This is a genomic window from Bradyrhizobium sp. CSA207 (assembly GCF_029051685.1).
Taxonomy (GTDB): Bacteria; Pseudomonadota; Alphaproteobacteria; order Rhizobiales; family Xanthobacteraceae; genus Bradyrhizobium.
Genome location: NZ_JAACFT010000021.1, coordinates 53,601 through 73,998 on the forward strand (window position 1 = coordinate 53,601; position 20,398 = coordinate 73,998).

A 20,398-nucleotide genomic window follows, 5' to 3' on the forward strand; every position below is an offset into this window, starting at 1 on the left:
ATGAAACACATTACAACAGCGGACGATTGACACTCCCTAGCATATGCTCGTCTATTCAGCTCTGCGGCCTCTCAAAATGGTCGCAAGAGCGACTTCATATTACGCGCGGATGGTAACGATGAACGAGCAGCCTCTTCCGAAGCAAACGGCAAACGTCCTTGGTAAAAGGATGGCTTACTACGACGGAGGAACAGGAACTCCGATTGTGTTCCTCCACGGCAACCCGACCTCTTCGTATGTTTGGCGCAATGTAGTTTCAGAACTGAGAGGATGTGGTCGTCTCATTGCGCCTGATCTGATCGGTATGGGAGATTCGGAAAAGCTGCCAAATCCGGGGCCTGACACCTATAGCTTTGAAACCCAACGTCAGTACCTTTGGTCACTTCTCGACACTCTTGTAGCACCCACGGAAAAAATCATTCTTGTAATTCACGATTGGGGATCTGTGCTCGGGTTCGATTGGGCACATGCCCGTCCCGACAGGGTTCTTGGAATAGCCTACATGGAAGGCATTGTTCGCTCGATCAAAGACTGGAGTGAGTGGAACGCATCAGCCACCCCGGTTTTTCAGGGCTTTCGATCAGAACAAGGCGAGGAAATGGTTCTGGACAAAAACCTGTTTATTGAACGGGTGTTGCCCGGATCGATCCTTCGAAAGCTGTCCGACAGCGAGATGGCAGAATACCGAAAGCCGTTTATGAATCGGGAGGATCGATGGCCAATGCTTTCTTGGCCACGGCAGCTCCCCATCGCGGGAGAGCCCGTGCGAATCGTGGAGTTGGTTGATTCGTACTCAAAGTGGATGTCTGAGAACGACATCCCCAAGCTGTTTGTAAACGCGGAGCCTGGTGCCGTGCTTACGGGTCAAGTCCGGGAATTTTGTCGCAAGTGGAAGAACCAAACTGAAGTGACAGTCAAGGGCGCTCATTTTATTCAAGAGGATTCCGGCCGCGAGATTGGTGATCAGATTCGAGCTTGGATCAACAAGCACGCACTCACCGCAAATAGATAAAGCTGAACGCGCGTCGGCATCTCGTCGTTATCGAAGTTGCTTTGGATCCCAGAGCGCGATCGGTTTGGGACCGCTTCGAAGCAGGGACCGCAACCCTGGAATGCCGCCTGGTAAACCGCGGATCTCGATGCTGCGGTGGCGTTAGCTCAGGACGCCTCCGCTTGCGGCTGCTTCAGGAGCAGGGCCTGCAATTCCCCGGATCGAAACATCTCCGCCACGATGCCACAGCCCTACGAATTCGCCGCGGACGTATAGTTGCGGAATCGTCGGCCGATCCGAGTAATCCTTGATAACTTGCCGGAGTTCTTCTCACTGGTACATGTCGTGCGATTTGAATGGGGCGAGATGGTCGACTTTCCGGGTGACTCGCGCAGAGAACCAGGAGCTGGCGCCGTTGGCGCCCCTTTCATGAACAAACGGATCTCGTTTGCGTCCACTTAGTGGCGGATCGAATCTGCGACACTCAGGACGCTTCCCCAATCATCGGCCAAGCTTGGTAATAATCACCGCCCAAGCAGGGTTAAGCTTCGCTGTTGAACCGACCAACGCGCCGAGCGGAATTCCCGAGGGAGGTTTGCACAACTCTAGGCAGTCCGCGGCTCTGCCGGTTCATAAAAAGGGCCGGCTGCAGTGCAGCCGGCCCAAGGTCCAAGTCAGCGGAAGCGATACCGCCTGCCTGGGAGCTTCAAGAGCAATAAACGACGGACGTTCGGTAACATCAATTCCAAAATAGCACTGACGTTGGCCTTGCCGTGAAGTGAACGGCCAGTAGAAATCCGCTCTCTATCAATCGAATAACGTTTATTCCTTTAACTCTTCGCATGGTTTGCTGTTTCGCCAGCCCGATATCCCTCTCGCGACATGACACGCTCAAGATACGGTGCGGCACTGTCGCAGATGCCTACGCCATAGTCGATCGCCCATGTCAGGCAGGTCGTCAGCAATATGTCCGCCGTGGTGAACTGGCTTCCCATGAGATATTTGCGGCCGTCGGACAGGGCAACATCGACATGACGGAGTTGTTCGCGAAAATATTCACCTGCCTTCGTCACCACCTGCGGCGCTTCGCCATAGATGTGCGCCAGTCCTTTGTTGGTGCCATGCCGTCTCATGACGTAGAGGCTGGTCGAATCCAGCTCGGTCACAATGAAGAAGCACCATTCCAGCCACTTCGCGTAAAGTTTCGCAGAGGCTGGAACTAGCCCGCCATCGGCTGTCCGGTGCTTGTTGGCCAGATACGCGACAATGGCTGCGCTTTCCCCGATGGTTAGGTCGCCGTCCTGCAAAAGCGGGATCTTCTGTCGTGGATTCAGCGCGGTGTACTCCGGTGTCTTGGTTTCGCCTGACCGCGGAAGAATAGGTCGGGATGTGTATGGGAGATGGAGTTCGTGAAGCGCCCAATGCGCACGGATCGTGCGCGATGTGCCTACACCCCAGAGGACAAGTTCATCTGTCATTTTACCAGGTCTCCGATGAAGGACGCAGATCGAGTTCATGGGTCCAGCCGTCTTTGGACTGGTGGTGAGCAAACCAGTACGCGTCGGCGATCGACGAGGTTTTGGTCAAGCTGTCGGCTGGAATCTCGTTGGCACTGATTCCTGTTGCTGCCTTCATGCGCTGATGAATGGCTTCGCTGTCGACGCCCGCATCAATCAGAAGATGGACGACATGAATGTTCTTCGGCCCAAGCTCACGGGCCATGGCCTGAGCGAGCGCGCGCAGACCGAACTTGGCCGCCGAAAAGGCCGCAAAGCCCTTTCCGCCGCGAACACTGGCGGTGGCGCCGGTGAAAAGCATCGTGCCCCGTCCGCGCGTCGACATGTATTTCGCTGCCTCTCGGCCCACGAGAAAGCCCGCATAGCAAGCGAGTTCCCACGCCTTGAAGAACAGCTTCTCTGTTGTTTCCAGCAATGGCTTGTTGACGTTTGATCCAGCGTTGAAGAGACACACCTCGATCGGGCCGACGTCACGCTCGACATCCGCAAAGAGTTTCTGGACCTCCTCTTCCTTGCGTGCATCGATGCTGTAAGCCAGAACTGCGTATCCCTCCGCCTTCATCGAATCGACCAAGGCCTGAGACTTGGAAGCATCGCGCCGCGCGATGCAGACCGCGTAACCGCCTTTCGCGAACCTCTGCGCGACGGCAGCGCCGATGGCGTCACCTGCACCGACCAGGAGTGCAACCCCGCTTGACTTCGACATACTCTTCTCCTGTTCAGCGTCTAGTTCGATGCTGCCCGCACGGTCTTGTCAGCAATCATCCGCTCAACAGCGCTATCGCTGTACCCCAGGGCGCGCAGCACGACGCGAGAGTGCTCACCGACCCGTGGCGCCGGGCCACCTATGACGGCCTTACTGACCTCGAAGATCGCCGCAGGCTTCGGTTGCCGCACCCGGCCCACCGTCGGCTGTTCGAACTCCTCGATCAGACCGCGCGCCACCACCTGTTCGTTCTGAATGATATCGCCGCGGCGTAGAATCGGGGCACAAGGCACGTCGGCCGCGTCCAATCGTTCCAGCCACTCGGCGGTGGTGCGCTGGGCGATATATTCTTGCATCTTGTTTATGCGCGCGGTGGCGTTGACAAAGCGCGCGCCTGGTGTCGCGAACCGTTCGTCCTTTGCGAGTTCCGGATCGCCCGACGCTTTGCAGAATCCCTGCCACTCGGAGTCCGAGATTGTTCCCGCCGTGATGTAGCCGTCCAACGTCTTGAACACGAGGTCCGGCCTGTCGTTTGGATCCATGGTGTTGGTTTCAGCGCCGACTACCGTGTACTGCATCATACCTTCCGGCCAGAGATACGAGATCATGGCGTCGAGCATCGCGACTTGGATATGATCGCCCTGCCCGGTCTTCTCGCGTGCGTACAATGCGGACGACACTGCCTGTGCTGTGAACACCGCCGTGGTCTTGTCGCAGACGATCGTGCGGATCATCTGCGGGCGATTAGTCACTGGCTGGGATTGGATGTCGGCAAATCCCGAAAGCGCTTGGATGATTGGATCGTAGACGCGCTTCTTCATATACGGCCCGGAGTCGCCGACGCCGCTGATCGACACATAGATCAGGCGCGGATGGCGCTTGCGCAATTCCTCAGGTCCGAGCCCGAGCCGCTCCGTGGTGCCAGGGCGGAAGTTTTGCACCAACACATCGCTCTGTGCGACGAGCTTAAGCATCACCTCGCGGCCCGCTTCACTCTTGACGTCGATCGAGAGCGAGCGCTTGCCGCGGTTTGACGAGATGAACAGCGCCGAGAACTCGCCGGCCTTGTCGATACCGGCGCGGCTACGGCGCGTGATGTCGCCTCCAATCGGCTCGATCTTGAGCACGTCAGCACCCTGATCTGCGAGAAACATCGTCGCATAGGGCCCGGACACAACTCCGGTTAGATCCAGAACGCGCACTCCGCTTAGGGGACCAGGCATGGTTTCACTTTCTGACTTTGGTGTTTCATTTTCCGTCTCTCCGTCTCCTTGTGCGTCAAACGCTCAAGTATGTTCGCCTGACATCGCCGTTTGCGATCAGTGATTGCGTGGCGCCGGCGAACTCTACCCGCCCCTGACAGAGGACGTAGACGTAATCGGCTAATCTCGTTGCGAGATGGTAGTTTTGCTCGACGAGCAGAATGGCAGTTCCGGACGCCTTGACGTCTTTCAGTACGGCTTCCAACCGTTCAATGATCACCGGTGCAAGACCCTCGCTCGGTTCGTCCAGAATCATCAGGTCCGGTCCGGCAACCAGCGCGCGCCCGATGGCCAGCATCTGCTGTTCGCCGCCCGACAGTTGCCCGCCGAGACTTCGACGTCGTTCCGCAAGACGGGGAAATATCTCGAACACCTGCTCAACTGGCTTGCGGCCGGGGCGCCGCCTCGACGCGCCATAGGCAATCGCGAGGTGCTCCTCGACGGTCACCGTCGGAAAAATGCCGCGATCTTCTGGCACAAAAGCAATGCCGGATTTCACGATCCGATGCGTCGGGAGCCGCGTGATATCGACGCCGTTGAACTCTACGCGGCCGCGCCGCGCGGGCGTCAATCCCAATATTGAGCGCAGCGTCGTCGTCTTGCCTGCACCGTTCCGGCCAAGCACTGCTACGCACTGCGCTGTCGCCACACAGACATCGACGCCTTGCAGAATGTGGCTTTCACCATAGTAGGTGTGAAGACGCTCGACCTTAAGCATGATGCTGCCCTAGATACGCTTCGATCACCTGGGGATTGGACTGGATCTCTTCCTTCGAGCCTGTTGCGAGCACCTTGCCGTAGCTCAGCACCGTAATGACATCGCAGATCGCAAACACGACATCCATGTCGTGCTCGACGAGAAGAATGGTCAATTCGGTCGACAGGCCGTTGATCAGCTTGATCAGGCTGGCCCGCTCATCTGGCGACGTTCCCGCCGCCGGCTCGTCCATCAGCAGAATCTTCGGCTCCGCACATAGCGCGATCGCGACTTCAAGCTGACGCTTCTGTCCGTATGATAGCTCGTTCACATTCCGATGCAGCACGGTATCCAGATGCATCTGCTCAGCCGCGAGGTGCGCTCTGCGAACGACGTCCGAGAACGACCAGCATGACCGGAAGATAGAATGCCGCGACGCATCAAGCGCCTGACATGCGACACGCAGGTTCTCAAGAACCGTGACGCTCTCAAGCAGCATATTCTTCTGGAACGAGCGCGACAGTCCCCCTCGCGTGACAAGATCAGGCCGCCCTTGCTGCACCGGGACGCCATGAATGAGAATTTCGCCACTAGTCGGCGGCTGCCATCCCGTGATGATGTTGAACAGCGTCGTCTTGCCGGCGCCATTAGGCCCGATCAACGCATGACGCTGGCCGGACGGCACCTTCAAATCCAGATCACCGATGATCTGTAGCCCACCGAAGGCTTTGCGCAAGTTCCTGATTTCAAGCGCGCTCATGGCGTTTTCCGATCAGTTTGCTGATGGCGCCGAGAACACCGCCGCGGAAAAACGCAACCACAAGCATGAAAAAGATACCGAAGAACAGATTGTACTCTTCAGTGATCATGCTCAGCGCCTGCTTGACGACGACGAATACTGCTGCCCCCACCAAAGGCCCGAGGATGACATTGGCGCCGCCGATGATGACCATCAGCACGCCCTCGCCGCTCATCTGCCAGCTCATCGCATCGGGATTGACGAAATATGTGTACTGCGACTGCAAAATGCCCGCGACTGCGCACGTCACGGCGGCCAGCGCAAACGATCCGATCTTGTAGTTCGCAACGGCGTAACCCATCGAAGTCATGCGGCGCTCGTTTTCACGAATGCCGACCAGGACGCTTCCGAAAGGCGACGTTACGATCCGCCACAGCATCAGCAGCGCCAGAGCTGCAACAGAGAGAACATAATAGTAGAACGCAGTTGGGTTATCTGCGTTAAGGCCGAGCAGTGACAGATCGGGACGCGGAATTCCTGTCATACCATCGGACCCGTTAGTCCAGCGCAACTTGATGGCAGCCCCATAGAACATCTGAGAGAATGCCAGCGTAATCAGGAGAAACTCGACGCCCCGTGTCCGAGTGCAAATCGCGCCAATAGCCGCCGCAATCACCGCCACCAGCACAAGCGTGACCGGGGCAGAAACCCACAGGGGCCATCCCAGCAAGGCCGTTCCAATGGCGATACCGTATCCGCCAAACCCGAGAAACATCGCTTGCCCGAGCGATACGAGACCCGTGTATCCGGTCAGTAGATTGATGCCGGACGCGAATACGCCCGCGATCATGACTTCGACCGCCAAGGTCACGACGTAGCCTGACGCGAAAAATGGCAGTGCGCACAAGAGAACAGCGAAAGGGCCAAACAACGCAGCGTACGCACGACCCAGAGCTGGGACCGGTAGGCGCTTCAACGCGCCGACGCGCTTGTCTCGCGTGAGAATGAAATCTGTGCTCATGCAACCCGCCCTGCCGCGCCAAAGAGGCCCTGCGGACGAAAGATCATCACTGCAATCAGCATCGCATAGATCGCAAATAGCTCAGCTTCCGGCAGGTAAGCCTGTGCCAATGTATCCGTCACACCAACGATAAGGGCCGCATAGAACGAGCCCTTCAGATTGCCGAGGCCGCCCACCACCACCACCACAAACGTTGTAACAACGATCCCGATGCCCATGTTGGAATAGATGCTCATGATCGGCGCCGAGACGATTCCCGCAAAACCGGCGAGAGCGGAACCGAACCCGAACACCAGTGCGAACAAGACATTGATGTTGATGCCCAGTGCCGTGACCATCTCGCGATTGTCGACACCGGCACGCAGCGTGGCGCCCACCAATGTGCGGTCGATCACCAGGACAAGCGCGGCAGCGATGGCAATACCAACCGCGATGATGAAAAGGCGATATAGCGGGAACTCGATGCCAAGTAGCGCAACCCGGCCCTTTAAGAGGTCGGGCGTGCCAATGCTGTGAAATGCCGAGCCATAGATGTATTCGACTGCCCCCGCTGTTGCGAACAGCAAGCCGAACGTCAGCAGAGCAAGATCGAGATGGGTCGAGCGCCCGCGCTGGGCCAGCGGCTGTAATACGAAGAATTGCAGCAACATGCCGGCCACGAACGGCAACAGCGGACCTATCAGCAGCGCAAGCCAGAATGAACCTGTCTTATTGGCGACAACCAATCCGAAATAGGCCCCCATCGTAAAGAAGGCGCCATGGGCCAGATTGAGAATGTTCATCAGCCCGAAGATTAGCGTAAGGCCCACCGCCAGCAGGAACACCAGCATGCTCAGCTGCACGCCATTAAGAAGCTGGATCAGGAAGATCTGCATGCGTCACACAAGTTCGAGAGAACGCGGGCTTCGCTGGAGGCGACGCTCGCCTCGGATCAGAAGGATTTCGTGCAGCCCGGCAGATCACCTGCCCCGGGAAACTCATCTAGGGATTTGCGCTGCAAAGTTCCGTCGGGACCCTTGACGATTTCAATCACATAGACCTTCTCGAGCAACGCGCTGTTCTGCGCATTGAACTTGATCTTTCCGCGTGGGGCATCGAACGTAAGATCCCGCATCGTGGAGATGAACTTGGTGCGATCTTCCGGCATTTGACCGCCGAGTGACTCCAGAGTCAGCATGATCGCCTTACCGTTGTCGTAGCCAAGCTCGGCGCTGACATCGGGGGTCTGTTTATACCTCGCGGCATATGCCTTTACGAACTTCTCGTTCGCTTCGCTCTGAATGCCGGGATAATGTGTGGCAACGTGCTGCGCATTGAGCGCCAGATCTCCGAGGGCTGGCCACAGCGCTTCGTCGTAGACCCAGTGATCGCCGATCAGCGGGATCTTGCTCCGCAGTCCGAAATCGGCGTGTTGCTTGACGACTTGGATTGCCTCCGCGCCGGCATAGAAGGCGTAGATAATTTGCGCGCCCGAGTTCGCGGCCTGCGTCAGCGCGGCGCTGTAATCCTTGGTCTTCTGGAATGGCGTCCAAAGCTCCTCGATCACCTTGCCGCCGTTGTCCTCAAAGCCGCGCCTAAATCCGCCGATAAACGCGCGTCCAGCCGAGTAGTCGGGACCCATAGTTACGGCGGTTTTGATGCCCTTGCTGGCCCAGTACTTTCCGGACGCGTATTCGAAGGCGTTTGCGCTGAAGGACGTGCGTGCGATATAGGGACTGCAGAACTTGCCGGTTATTTCGTCAGCGAAAGCGTTGACGAATACCATCGGCATCTTGTTTTTATCCGCAAGCTCCGAGATGGCAATCCCAACGTTCGAGCCGACAACCCCGGCAACCAGGTCTACCTTGTCTGATTGCACGAACTTGTTAAACTTCTGAACGCCCACGTTTGGCGTCAGCTCATCGTCAGCGCGGACAATCTCAACAGGATGACCGTTGGCCTTGTTACCGAACTCCTCCAGGGCGAGTTGGAAGCCGCGATCAATGCTCTCGGTCGGCAGCGCATAGACCCCCTTGTAGGGCAGCATCAGACCGATTTTGATCGCCCTCTTCTCTTGCGCGTACACTGTCACGTTGGACAAAGTTGCGATACCTATCGCGACGGCAAGACCAATGCGCGTGCATCCCTCGAAAGAAACCACCATCCCGCTCTCCCCTTAAATACCGCGCCGGTTTTTCCAGCTTGGTACTTGCGCTCCAGCCATGGCCAATCGGCTGGAGTCTTGTATGATGCTGTACATCGGGGGGATGATCGTGACTTGCAGGATAGCGCCAAGGTTTCCGGAAAAGGGTCGTTTATTCCGGAACGGGGCCGGTGGCGCCCTTCACAAACTGCTTTAAGACAGACAACGCTGGCGGAATGCCGACGGCGTCATACCGGTCGCATTTCTGAAAGTCGTTGAGAAATGCTGAGCATAGTTGAAGCCTGTCGCAAGCGCCACATCAACAATACTGTCCTCGGTTTCCGACAGCAGCCGCTTCGCCTCAGCGATCCGAAGCGAAAGAACGTAGTTGTAGGGCGTCGCGCCGACGCTTTCCTGAAATGCGCGCAAGAAATGCCGCTTGCTCAGCCCGACAACCTCCGAGAGTTCCGCAAGGCAGATCGGCTGGGTGAGGTGCTCACGTACATATTCTTCGAGGCGCCGACGACTCCGGCCCGGTAAACCGCCACGGAACTCGCTGGATTGCTGCTGATTTCTTTCACTTACCCGAGAAATGTGAGCCAGCGCCTGAATGGACCATCCCTCCGCCATGAGGTCGAAAACGTTGTCAGGCGAGGCGGCCTCACGGCAAAGCTCTGCGAGGCCACGGGTCAATCCGTCGTGCTCAAAAGCGACTGTCGGATCGGTGATTGCGTGTCGAAGGCGCTCACCGATGAAGGACGGGTTTAGGAAGACCACGGTATAGTCGAGAGTTGGCCCTACGTTCCACTCGCCTTCGATCTCAATTCCAGCGGGAAAGATTGCCAGCTTCGATTTCCCCGGAAACCGGCGTTCAACCAGACGTCCGTCAATCCTCGCTCTGAGCCGTTCGGCTCCCTTGTCGAACCAGAACAACGATAGCTCTGGCTGGCGAAAGTGCCAATGCATTCGCCCAGCCGTTTTCCTGCGAAGAACTTCGATCCGCATGCTCGGCGTAGCGGTAATGATGGACGACACAAGATCGCCCCCGACCGACCGAACGTAGTTCTCCTCGACGCTCGCCATCCCAAAAACCCCGCTTAAACGCGAGTTCCAAGATAGAATGCACCAAACACAGGAAAGAAGCGAGACTTTTTGTTGGTGCACCGCGACACAGATGATTACCGTGTTGCCGGCCGTCAATGCCGATTTGCCAAAGGTCTGCTTAGAGTGGACATTCATTGCGCGTCGTCGAGCGACGGCGCCTCCGGCCCATGACGGACACCAGCGAACGCTCCTGAGATTGTTTGCTGGATTTTGTTATCAGTGGACACCCCGCTCGGTCGCGGCAGGGACACCCATTGCCGGGGCCCCCGACCAGTTACGTACGAGCGCGATTCACGCATCGACTCCCGCCCCGGTGACAACCGAATTCATGCCCGGGGGCTGCCGCCCAAATATTACAATTTCCTGTACGCAGTGTGGGCGTCGCGGTTCGACTAAGTCAGGGGGGGCTCCTGAGTTGAGTTTGGAGGGTCGCGAGGTTTACCTTCGTCGAAGCCGTTTCTCATTGCCATCACGGCAGCAGATATTGCCGGACCATCCCCGGAACAAATCGACCATAAGTCAGGCGACGCAACGGCAGAAAGGTTTTGGCTCATCACAGGCGTTTCGATTGCGGCTCGCCCCGATCGGCACGCCGCAAATCGGAGCCATGCTCCGCGTCCTTCGCCAATTTTTCTCACCTGTAACTGGGAACGCGCTTCTCGATGAAGGCCCGCACGGCTTCGGTATGCTGCGCAGTGCTCGCCGCAAGAACCATCTGCTCGGCCTCGTGATCCAATGACGTCAGGAAGTCAGCCGACAGCGCCAGGTCGAGATTGTCTTTGATGGAGGCAAACGCACTCCCCGGACCGTTCGCCAGCGTCCGCGCCAGTGCAAACGCTTCGTTCTCCAGGTCAACATCAGGTACCACGCGATTTACCAGCCCGAGCGCTTCGCAGCGGCGCGCATCGATCCGTTCGGACAAGAACATCAGCTCGCGGGCACGGGCCGTCCCTGCCAACCGGGTCAACAGCCACGAAATGCCGTAATCGCCGGTGAGCGCAATCCGGGCGTAACCGGTCGTCACGATAGTGGATTCGGCTGCTATACGAATATCGCAGGCGAGCGCGATCGCAAGCCCGGCGCCAGCCGCCGGGCCCGGCAGAGCCGCTATGGTGGGCTTACGCACCGAGACAAGTGCTCCAGTCAGCGTTCGCTGACGTTCCTTCAGTCGCGCAACCTTGTCGCTGAATGACGTGGCGCGTGCGGCGGAGTTGCCGCCCATCCCCTTGACGTCGCCGCCGGAACAGAAAGCGCTGCCCGCACCGGTAATCAGCAATGCGCCGACGTCCGGATCGTCACCGTTTCGCTTGATCATCCGGCGCAGCGCCGGCGTGAGATGGTCGGACAGCGAATTTCGTGCTTCGGGTCGGTTCAAGGTGATCACCGCGACGCGATCCCGGATCGCACACAGCAACTCGTCGGTCCCAGTATCAATCGAGAGTGACCCATCAATCATCGTTTTGACCTTTCAAATTCTGCGTCTGCGGAGCTCGCTAAGCTGAGTCAGGAACGTTGACGGGCCTAGCGTCACCAGTTTTCGCGGAATGGTCGCAGTTCCGTGAGGAATGACCAGGCCGATCGATCCTGACCGTAGAGATGGTACAGTTCTTCGGCAATGGACGCAGGTTTAATGAAGAAGTCATCCGGTTTATCGTTCATCCGCGTGCGCATCCTCGGCGTATCGATCACGGCGTCGATGAGAACATAGGCGACGTGGACGCCGAGAGGTCCCACCTCACGCGCGATCGACTCGGCCAAAATACGCTGTGCCGCCTTTGTTGGGGCGAATCCGGCAAAATTGGCCTTGCCCCGGATCGAAGACGTGTTTCCCGTCACAAGGATTGCGCCCTTGCCTCGATCGATCATGTCAGGAGCCACTTCGCGGGCAAGGTATAACAAGCCCATAACGTTGACCTCGAAATTGCCCTTCAGCATCTTCGGATCGATCTCGCGAAAGTTGCCCCATCCTCCTCCGACCGCGTTGTGGATGAGAACCTCGGGCGCGCCGAAAAGGCGCTTTAAGTCGGTGATGACGGTGCGTACTTGGGTCTCATCTGAGACGTCGCAGGCAATCGCGTGCACATCGGGAAGCTCCTGCGCAAGGCGATTGATGAGCTCCGCGGAACGGGCGAGCGCGATGACGCGAAATCCGCCGGAAGAGAAGCGCTTGACGATGGCAGCTCCCGTGCCCGGCCCGACTCCCGTCACGATCGCTATTGGTTTCTCTGTCATTTTTTACGCTTCCTTTGAGCTACCGTCCGGCCGCCCTCAGATGAATTCGCCGGCCTGCGCCGATCGTTGGCAGGGTGACCTCCCTACGGTATGGTTCTTTGCAGCGCATCGGCCTTATGGTCTTTGGCTAGGCTTTCGAATCCGGCGGCCCGCGGTCTTGCGTCCAGCATCTAGGATGCGCTCCGAAAGTTTCCCCGCGCCGACAGCACGCGACAGCACGATCGATCCCACCATCGCTGCGACAATGCCTGTCGCGGTTTGGCGAGCCTGTCGAGGCGGCTCACCGGAAAGGAGCTCGACAAAGACATCGATCATCTGCTCCAGCTTGGAAGCCAGGGCCCGCTGTTCGCTGGGGCTCGATCGAGCGACATCGGCGGCCAGAGCCGCAAGTGCGCATCCCTGTTCAGGATTGTCGCGATGCCGGGGACTAAGATAATCGGCGACCAACGCTTCGATGCGCTCCCGGTCGCTCTTCCCGCTCGCGAGTGTTCTCAATCGCTCAGTCGTTTGGTCCATTGCGAAAGCGATCGCCTCACCAACAAGCGCGGCGCGCGAATCGAAGTGGTAATAGAAACCCCCGTGCGTCAGACCCGCGAGCTTCATCAAGTCGACGACGCTGACCCCTTTGGCGCCGTTTCGGCGTAGGCCATAAGAAGCAGCTTCAACGATGCGGCTGCGGGTTTGACGTCTGTGCTGTTCTACGTATCGCATCGGCACTCCATGCAAGGTCCTAAAGGTGGCCGGCTGTATCAAGCCGTCCCATCGGCCGCGGAGCGATTCTGAAAGCGCGCTTCCGTGTTGGCAATGGCAACATTTCACCGCGTTGCTGGGCGATTTAAGCGGCCGGATCAGGATCCGTGGAATGCCGGGTGACTACTCACCGAGCGAGACTGCAGGGCGGCGACCAACCATCCTCGCCAGCGAACGCCTTTTGGCTCTACTCGCCAACGTCAGCCCGAATGACGTCGCCGAATCTTTGCCAGGCGCGGCCTTTGAACTGCATTAGCTGAAGACTCGTGACCGGAGAGTAATTCGTTGGGCTTGTGTTTACTTTGATGCCCGGTATCGCGGTTTCGAAGGAGACCTCCTTCAGGTTCGCGGCCTGCCTCATGACATTCTCTCTCGTGAGATCATCGCCACATTGTTTCAGAAGCTGCACCGTGACCTGTCCGGTCATATAGCCAAACTGGTAGTTCACGTCGACCTTGTTCGCATCCGGCAGCCACTTCGAGAGAAAAGCAAGGTAGTTCTTCATAGCAGGATCGTTTGCCCACTCCGGGTCCGCCGTGTCCATCAGGATGGTTCCAGATATGACGCCTTGGGCGTTCTCCAGACCTGCGGGCACAATGGTCGAATTCAATGAGGCCGATACTGATGGAATGAAGTGGAGCGGTGACCACCCGATCTCAGCTACTCTCTTTATGCTCTGCGCGGCAAACTTTGGGATAGCAAAGCTGAAGAGGGTGTTAGCTCCGGAATCTTTGAGTTGAGAAATCTGGGACTCGATCGTTGGTTGAGTCACTTCGTACGACAACTCCGCAACAATCGTGCCAGCTCTATCGCCCAAGCCTTCCTTCAGACCTCTGAGAAGCTCTTTTCCAAAGTCATCATTTTGATAAAGAACCGCGATCTTATCGCCGGGCCTTGTCTTAAGAAGATAGCTCGCATAGATGCGGCCCTCGCTGACATACCCGACGCCAATCGGCCCCATAGTCCAAGGAAAGTGTTTGGGGTCGCTCCACTTGCTGGCGTTAGAGGCCGGAAATAAATGCGGAACATACTTTGTGTTCAGATATTTTTGAATTGCTGAATTTGTAGGCGTGCCCATAGGGCTTAATATAAAAAGCACTTCATCGCTTTCGACGAGACGCCTCACCTGTTCGACGGTCTTTGGCGGGCTGTATCCGTCGTCGTAACTGACGAAGTTGATCTTCCTTCCGTTGATGCCGCCTGTCTCGTTGACCATGCGGAAGTACGCGGCCTCGGCTTTGCCAATATTCGAGTAGGACGAGGCTGGCCCGCTGTATGGCATGGTGTTGCCAATTTTGATCTCGGTGTCGGTCGCTCCCGGACCATAATTCTTTTGGGCGAGAGCGCCTTGAGCTGATGGCACCAAGAGCATTGCTGCAAGCAGGCATGCGCGAGCGTTCATATCGTTTCCCCACTATGATGTTCGTCCCACGCACGCTGAGCCGGGCGCGGTCCTTTTCTTTCAACCATAGAGTTCGTTTTCAGAACGAGTCAAGGGACGGAGTATCGCCACACGAGGCGCGCTCCGGCTCTTCGATGTACACGTTTCAGTATCAAATCGGAACGTGATGGCGTCGTGCCGTGACTCCCGGGCGTTTCGAGCGCATCTAGGCGTTACCTGACGGCGAAACGGGCGGAGCCGGTGGTCCCTTATGCAGGTCAACCTAGGTGGCCCGACTGGAAGGCATCGGGCAGGCCCTCGAACTCGTTCCAATGAGTCCGAAAGCGCACAACGACGCCCCGTATTGTTGCGATGGCGGGGCTCGCCAATGGTGTCCAATCGTTTCGCGTCCGGCTACCCTTGCGTTTACTTCAGCCCGGCCCGTGACGGATTGGTCGATGGCCAAAGCGATGGCTTCAATGACACTTAAAGCGTCACGTGACACTTAAAGTCGGGTCGACCCTGCCAGGCGTCAGATCAGCCGTCGGTGCTAAAGCTATCGCACGGCTTCAGACGCAGGCCATCGGAAGTATTTTTGACAATCCGCCTTCGCATCTGCTGCCCTCGGTCTTCCGGCTAAGGCATCCTAAGCCTCGAAAGGCGCATATCACCGGAAGCCGAGAGGGGTGGACAGAGAAGCTCAGGAAGGCAGCACCGACGTCAGACCACCATCGACGGCGAGGATCTGACCGGTGATGTGTTTGCCGGCGTCGCTGGCGAAGAGAACCGCGGCGCCTTTCAGATCGTCCTCGTCACCGATGCGGCGCAGCGGAGCGCCGGCGGCGAGCTTTTCGACACCGACAGTTTCGATTGTGCCCTTCGTCATCCTTGACGGGAAAAAGCCGGGCGCGAGAGCATTGGCCGTAATGCCGTAGCGCCCCCAACTACCCGCCAAGGCCCGCGTGAAATTGACCACCGCGCCCTTGCTCGTGTTGTAGGCGATCATCTGCGTATCCCCCGAACTTCCGAATAGGCCCGCGATCGAAGCAAGGTTGATAATGCGGCCATACTTGTTAGGAATCATCGAGTGCTTCGCCACCCCCTGGCTGAGTAGGAACAGTGAGCGGATGTTCAGATTCATGACCTTGTCCCACGCCTCGATCGGGTGATCCTCCGTAGGCGCCCCCCAGTTTGCGCCCGCGTTGTTCACCAGAATGTCCACCCGGCCGAGCTTCTTGATCGCTTCATCGGTGAGCCGCTTGACGTCTTCGTCCCTGGAATTATCCGCTACGATCCAGTGCGCGTCGATACCCAGGCCGGCGAGGTGGATCTGTGCCTTCTCCAAATCTGGCGCCTTGCGGGAGGAAATCACGATCCGCGCTCCTTGCTCACCTAGTGCCTCGGCGATCTGCAGCCCAAGGCCACGAGAGCCGCCTGTGACAAGAGCGTTCTTGCCGGTTAGATCGAATGCCTTCTTGATGCTTCCCATATTCAAATCCTCTTTTGCGCGAGGTTGTCCCGCACGGTTGGCGGCATTCCACGGAATCTCTCTTCTCGCGCGATACTGCCGAGCGACATTCCAGGGAAACATTGAAGGGCTTGCCCCATGCATTCGACGCTGAAAACGAGTTCCCTGACCTCCGCGGTGTAATCGCTCGTAGCTTTGTCATCGATCTCGGTGACTTTCAACGCGGACTCCTTCGGTCCCCGACGGCTATGGGGCGCGCACCTGGCGACCAGAGTTGCAATCGCCATTGGGCGGCCCAACTGCTCGCCGTGAGCGACGACTTCCTGAACAAACCCGATTTTCTGCGCTCGGGTCGCATTGACTTCTTCGAAACAGAACAAAAGATATGTCGCATCTGCCAAGCCGGCCCGGCGCATGATTGGCCGCCGGCGCGTCACATTGCGCAATGTTCGCGCCGGTCGTGGTATCGAGCGCGTTTTCGAGTGCCGGCTCTTGTCCTGTATGCACGAGGTCCGAGATCTCGATCCCGTGACTCCGCAGGGGCCTCAAGTCAGTCGCTCGGAAGATTTGTGAAATCCGGCTTGCGCCGCTCGGCAAAGGCCGCGAAGGCCTCGCGCGCTTCGCCGCTCCGCAATCGCTCGGCAAAGAGCTCGATCTCCCGACTCATTTGCGCCCCGATCTTGTCCGTTTCGCGCATCAGCGCCTTGGTGTGACTGAGAGCGCCCGCGGGCCGCTTGGTCAGGCTTTCGGCGGCCTGCCAGGCCCTGGCGCGCAAATCCGCGGCCGGCACCACGGCGTTTGCCAGACCGCAGGCGACTGCGGCCGCCGCATCAAGCGGCTCTCCCAACGCAAACATGGCGTATGCGCGGACATGCCCGACACGGGCGGGCAGCAGCCAAGTCGAAGCCGCCTCCGGAACCAGCGCCAGGTTTACGAACGGCGTCATTAGCTTTGCCGTCTCGGCAAGAAATACGAGGTCACAATGCAGCAACATCGTGGTGCCGATGCCTACCGCGTTTCCCTGCACCGCGGCGATGAGGGGTCGAGTGGCCTTGCCAAGATTGAGGACGAATCGGAATGCTTGGCTCTCTCCTGAATGGCTTGCATCGGCTTGGGCGCTGAAATCGGCAATATCGTTTCCGGAAGTGAAACTGTCGCCATCTCCCTGGAATAAAACGACCCGTATCGCCGGATCGCTCTCCGCGCGCTCTAACCCATCCGACAAGGCCCTGTACATATCGTTGGTAAGCGCGTTCTTCTTTTCGACACGGGCCAGGGTCATCGTCATGATGCCTGCCGCTATTTCGGTTTTCACATGCTGGGTCATAAATCGTTCTCTAATCAGGTGCCGTGGAATTCCGGCTTGCTGCTGCCAGGCGGTCGTTTCATCTCGAACATGTTCTCCGTCTTGACCTCGAGGTAATCTCCACCCCGGCCGGCGCGCAGTATGGGGCGCGCAAGTGCGGTGTTGTACACGCCGTCCTCGATCAAAGACTTGTCGATGTACACTGCGACCACCTCCCCGAGCACGAACCACCCGTCGACTTTCTGACCACGCGCATTCGTCAACTGAGAGACCTCGGTGACCTTACATTCCATAGCGGCCCTGCTCTCGCCGACCCGCGGCACTGCCACATGCCGCCCGGGTATTGGCGTCAGACCTGCCGTTTCGAACTCACTCACTCCGTGATCGAGGGGCGCGGCCGTCGCGTTCATGCGATCGCCCAAATCCATCGTCACCAGATTCCAGACGAATTCGCGGGTCTCGCTGACGTTCTTAACGGTGTCCTTCCACGAAATTGAGGAGAACCCGATTATCGGTGGGTCGTAAAGGAACGCGTTGAAGAAGCTATATGGAGCAAGGTTCAGTTGACCAGCCGCATTGCGCGAAGAAATCCAACCAATCGGACGCGGTGCGACAATCGCGTTGAACGGATTGTATCGGAGTCCGTGGCCCTTCGACGGCTCGTAGTAGTGGAACTCAGTCAGATCCATAAACTCCCCCTCCCCTAAACTGCTGAAGGCCATTCCGTCGCTGGCCGATCGAGCTTCGCAATAACAGTGGCCGCACGCGCGACCGTGCGCGGGCATGGCCCCTATCAGAACTTCCGACTACGCGATCGCCCGGGCGGCGGCCGGCCTTTGCTCGGAAGCGTCCAGAAATCCCGTCAGGCGCTGACGGATGATTCGTTCGGCGTCCGCCATGATACGATCAACCAGTTCCTTGACAGTCGGGATGTCGTGGATGAGCCCTGCGACCATGCCGCAACTAAAGGCGCCAGCATCCATATCGCCGTCGATCATTACTTTGGGATAAACGCCCGCCACTTGATCGATGATGTCCTCGATCTTGAGCTGATTCCCCTTCTCCCGTTCGATTTCTAGAAGCTGCTCGACGCCTTTGTTGTTCAATACCCGTTCGGTGTTGCGGAGCGCGCGCATAACCAAGCGGGTGTCGAGTTCCGATGCTTTGACGAGCGCATCCTTGACGTTCTGGTGTACCGGAGCTTCCTTGGTGGCAATGAAGCGTGTGCCCATGTTCATTCCCGCGGCGCCCATCGCCAGCGCCGCGACCAAGCTGCGCGCGTCCGCCATACCGCCGGAGGCGACAAACGGGATCTTCAGTTCCTCGGCGGCGCGCGGCAACAGGATCATGTTTGGCATGTCATCCTCGCCCGGATGGCCGCCGCACTCAAAACCGTCGACGCTGACCGCATCGCAGCCGATCTGCTCGGCCTTCAGCGAATGCCGGACCGACGTGCATTTGTGAATCACCTTGATGCCACCTGCCTTCAGGGCCGGCATGTATTGTTCGGGGCTGCGCCCGGCGGTTTCGACGATCCTGATGCCGCCTTCTTTGATGGCTGCAATGTATTCCGGATAAGGAGGTGCGCTGAAAGTCGGCAGAAAGGTAAGATTCACCCCGAATGGCTTGTCCGTCATGTCCCGGCAGCGCGCGATCTCCTTGGCCAATAGCTCCGGCGTCCGTTGCGTCAGGCCTGTGATGAGTCCGAGCCCGCCGGCATTTGACACTGCGGCGGCGAGTTCGGCAAACCCCACGTAGTGCATTCCACCCTGAATGATCGGATGTTCGATGCCGAACATCTCCGTAATTGCAGTCTTCACGTGTGCCTCCAGTCGGTTAGAAATGTATGGCCTTACTGGCCCCGTTGTTTGTCAGTGGACAATTTCGAGCAGGCCTGCGGCACCCATACCGCCGCCGATACACATGGTAACAACAGCATACTTGGCTTGGCGCCGACGGCCTTCGATCAGGGCGTGGCCGGTTACTCGCGCTCCGGTCATCCCGTAGGGATGACCGACTGCGATCGATCCACCATTGACATTGAGCTTCGCCGGATCAATCCCGAGCTTGTCGCGGCAATAGATCACCTGCACCGCGAAGGCTTCGTTCAATTCCCAGAGATCGATATCGTCGATCTTAAGCCCATGACGCTTGAGGAGCCGGGGCACCGCATAGACCGGCCCGATGCCCATCTCGTCCGGCTCGCAGCCTGCCGCGACAAAACCGCGGAAGATGCCGAGTGGCTTTAGTCCCTTCTGCGCGGCCAGCTTGTCGCTCATGATGACGGCGGCGCTGGCGCCATCCGAGAGCTGGCTTGCGTTGCCGCCCGTAACACTGAAGCCAGGTCCCTTTGCCGGCTTGAGGCTGGCAAGACCCTCGGCGGTGGTATCGGGACGGGGCCCTTCGTCAGCTGACAGCGTTATCTGCTGATAGGATACGGCACCGCTCGCCTTATCCGTGACCGCCATGGTGGTTTTGATAGGGGCGAGCTCGTCGTTGAACCGACCGCCCTGTTGGGCAGCTGCCGTCCGGCGCTGACTCTCGAGGCTGTACTCGTCCTGACGTTCACGCGAGATGTCGTAGCGTTTAGCGACGACCTCGGCGGTATCAAGCATCGCGATATAGGCATCTCCCTTTATCGCGAGCAGTTCCGGATCGACTGCATGAAAACTGTTGAATTGCGTGTTCTGGACCAGGCTGATCGATTCGCCGCCGCCGCCGATGGCAATCTCCACACCGTCGAAGATAACCGAACGCGCGGCCAGCGCGATCGCCTGAAGGCCGGAGGCGCATTGGCGGTCGATGGTTGTTCCCGCGACGCTGACGGGAAGTCCGGCACGCAGCAGCGCTTTGCGGGCGATGTTAGTGCCCGTGGTGCCCTGCTGCATCGCGCAGCCCATCACCACGTCCTCGACCTCGGCTGCTTCGACCCCGGCACGCGACACCGCCGCGGAAATCGCATGCCCCAACAAGGTCGCACCCTCGGTGTGGTTGAGCGCGCCCTTATAGGCCTTGCCGATCGGAGTACGGGCGGTGGAGACAATCACGGCTTCCGTCATTACTTACCTCTGGTTGGATGCGCCAATCTGACGATTGAACAGG

General features: G+C 58.3%; 20 protein-coding genes and 1 pseudogene. 1 reads left to right on the forward strand and 20 read right to left on the reverse strand.

The annotated features are described in order from the left end of the window. Positions 1-118 precede the first annotated feature (118 nt). Entirely contained in the window at positions 119-1,012 is an 894-nt protein-coding gene (locus tag GWG65_RS23585) for a haloalkane dehalogenase (RefSeq protein WP_275197962.1), read from the forward strand. A 146-nt stretch (positions 1,013-1,158) separates the two neighbouring features. Here GWG65_RS23585 and GWG65_RS23590 read toward each other — a convergent pair. From GWG65_RS23590 to GWG65_RS23685, 20 genes and pseudogenes are all read right to left on the reverse strand, one after another. Next, positions 1,159-1,422, reverse strand: a pseudogene (locus GWG65_RS23590) (glutaredoxin domain-containing protein). A 399-nt stretch (positions 1,423-1,821) separates the two neighbouring features. Next, the gene (locus GWG65_RS23595; RefSeq protein ID WP_275197963.1) at positions 1,822-2,469 is read right to left on the reverse strand and encodes a glutathione S-transferase family protein; all 648 of its coding nucleotides are present in this window, start codon (positions 2,467-2,469) and stop codon (positions 1,822-1,824) included. 1 nt (position 2,470) lies between these two features. Next, positions 2,471-3,214: an SDR family NAD(P)-dependent oxidoreductase gene (locus tag GWG65_RS23600; protein ID WP_275197964.1), complete on the reverse strand. Its 744-nt coding sequence runs from the start codon at positions 3,212-3,214 to the stop codon at positions 2,471-2,473. Positions 3,215-3,234: 20 nt separating this feature from the next. Next, on the reverse strand, positions 3,235-4,437 hold the full coding sequence (locus tag GWG65_RS23605) for a CoA transferase (RefSeq protein ID WP_275197965.1): 1,203 nt from the start codon (positions 4,435-4,437) through the stop codon (positions 3,235-3,237). A gap of 55 nt (positions 4,438-4,492) precedes the next feature. Next, complete coding sequence (locus GWG65_RS23610; protein ID WP_275197966.1) at positions 4,493-5,194, reverse strand: ABC transporter ATP-binding protein; 702 nt, start codon at positions 5,192-5,194, stop codon at positions 4,493-4,495. Next, a complete protein-coding gene (locus GWG65_RS23615; protein WP_275197967.1) occupies positions 5,187-5,933 on the reverse strand; it encodes an ABC transporter ATP-binding protein in 747 nt (248 codons plus the stop codon). Before GWG65_RS23615 ends, GWG65_RS23610 begins: the two co-directional genes overlap by 8 nt. After that, on the reverse strand, positions 5,920-6,933 hold the full coding sequence (locus tag GWG65_RS23620) for a branched-chain amino acid ABC transporter permease (protein WP_275197968.1): 1,014 nt from the start codon (positions 6,931-6,933) through the stop codon (positions 5,920-5,922). The genes GWG65_RS23615 and GWG65_RS23620 overlap by 14 nt, the downstream gene beginning before the upstream one ends. Continuing rightward, the gene (locus tag GWG65_RS23625; protein WP_275197969.1) at positions 6,930-7,808 is read right to left on the reverse strand and encodes a branched-chain amino acid ABC transporter permease; all 879 of its coding nucleotides are present in this window, start codon (positions 7,806-7,808) and stop codon (positions 6,930-6,932) included. Before GWG65_RS23625 ends, GWG65_RS23620 begins: the two co-directional genes overlap by 4 nt. Positions 7,809-7,864: 56 nt before the next feature. Then, entirely contained in the window at positions 7,865-9,076 is a 1,212-nt protein-coding gene (locus GWG65_RS23630; RefSeq protein ID WP_275197970.1) for an ABC transporter substrate-binding protein, read from the reverse strand. A 192-nt stretch (positions 9,077-9,268) separates the two neighbouring features. Further along, positions 9,269-10,294 (reverse strand): AraC family transcriptional regulator, encoded by a 1,026-nt coding sequence (locus tag GWG65_RS23635; RefSeq protein WP_275197971.1) that lies wholly within the window; start codon positions 10,292-10,294, stop codon positions 9,269-9,271. Positions 10,295-10,793: 499 nt separating this feature from the next. Beyond that, positions 10,794-11,615 carry an enoyl-CoA hydratase-related protein gene (locus GWG65_RS23640; protein ID WP_275197972.1) on the reverse strand — a complete coding sequence of 274 codons (822 nt, stop codon included), beginning with the start codon at positions 11,613-11,615 and terminating at the stop codon, positions 10,794-10,796. 71 nt (positions 11,616-11,686) lie between these two features. Then, positions 11,687-12,391 (reverse strand): SDR family NAD(P)-dependent oxidoreductase, encoded by a 705-nt coding sequence (locus GWG65_RS23645; RefSeq protein ID WP_275197973.1) that lies wholly within the window; start codon positions 12,389-12,391, stop codon positions 11,687-11,689. 114 nt (positions 12,392-12,505) lie between these two features. Beyond that, positions 12,506-13,102 carry a TetR/AcrR family transcriptional regulator gene (locus GWG65_RS23650; protein WP_275197974.1) on the reverse strand — a complete coding sequence of 199 codons (597 nt, stop codon included), beginning with the start codon at positions 13,100-13,102 and terminating at the stop codon, positions 12,506-12,508. A gap of 226 nt (positions 13,103-13,328) precedes the next feature. Then, complete coding sequence (locus tag GWG65_RS23655) at positions 13,329-14,543, reverse strand: ABC transporter substrate-binding protein (RefSeq protein ID WP_275197975.1); 1,215 nt, start codon at positions 14,541-14,543, stop codon at positions 13,329-13,331. 679 nt (positions 14,544-15,222) lie between these two features. Then, positions 15,223-16,011, reverse strand: a complete 789-nt coding sequence (locus GWG65_RS23660; protein ID WP_275197976.1) for an SDR family oxidoreductase — start codon at positions 16,009-16,011, stop codon at positions 15,223-15,225. Between the two features lie 2 nt (positions 16,012-16,013). Beyond that, positions 16,014-16,406 (reverse strand): hypothetical protein, encoded by a 393-nt coding sequence (locus GWG65_RS23665; protein ID WP_275197977.1) that lies wholly within the window; start codon positions 16,404-16,406, stop codon positions 16,014-16,016. Between the two features lie 134 nt (positions 16,407-16,540). Continuing rightward, positions 16,541-17,317, reverse strand: a complete 777-nt coding sequence (locus tag GWG65_RS23670; RefSeq protein WP_275197978.1) for an enoyl-CoA hydratase-related protein — start codon at positions 17,315-17,317, stop codon at positions 16,541-16,543. A gap of 14 nt (positions 17,318-17,331) precedes the next feature. Beyond that, positions 17,332-17,985 (reverse strand): flavin reductase family protein, encoded by a 654-nt coding sequence (locus tag GWG65_RS23675; RefSeq protein WP_275197979.1) that lies wholly within the window; start codon positions 17,983-17,985, stop codon positions 17,332-17,334. Between the two features lie 117 nt (positions 17,986-18,102). After that, positions 18,103-19,116 carry a nitronate monooxygenase family protein gene (locus GWG65_RS23680; RefSeq protein ID WP_275197980.1) on the reverse strand — a complete coding sequence of 338 codons (1,014 nt, stop codon included), beginning with the start codon at positions 19,114-19,116 and terminating at the stop codon, positions 18,103-18,105. A gap of 51 nt (positions 19,117-19,167) precedes the next feature. Next, positions 19,168-20,355, reverse strand: a complete 1,188-nt coding sequence (locus tag GWG65_RS23685; RefSeq protein ID WP_275197981.1) for an acetyl-CoA C-acyltransferase — start codon at positions 20,353-20,355, stop codon at positions 19,168-19,170. Positions 20,356-20,398 lie beyond the last annotated feature (43 nt).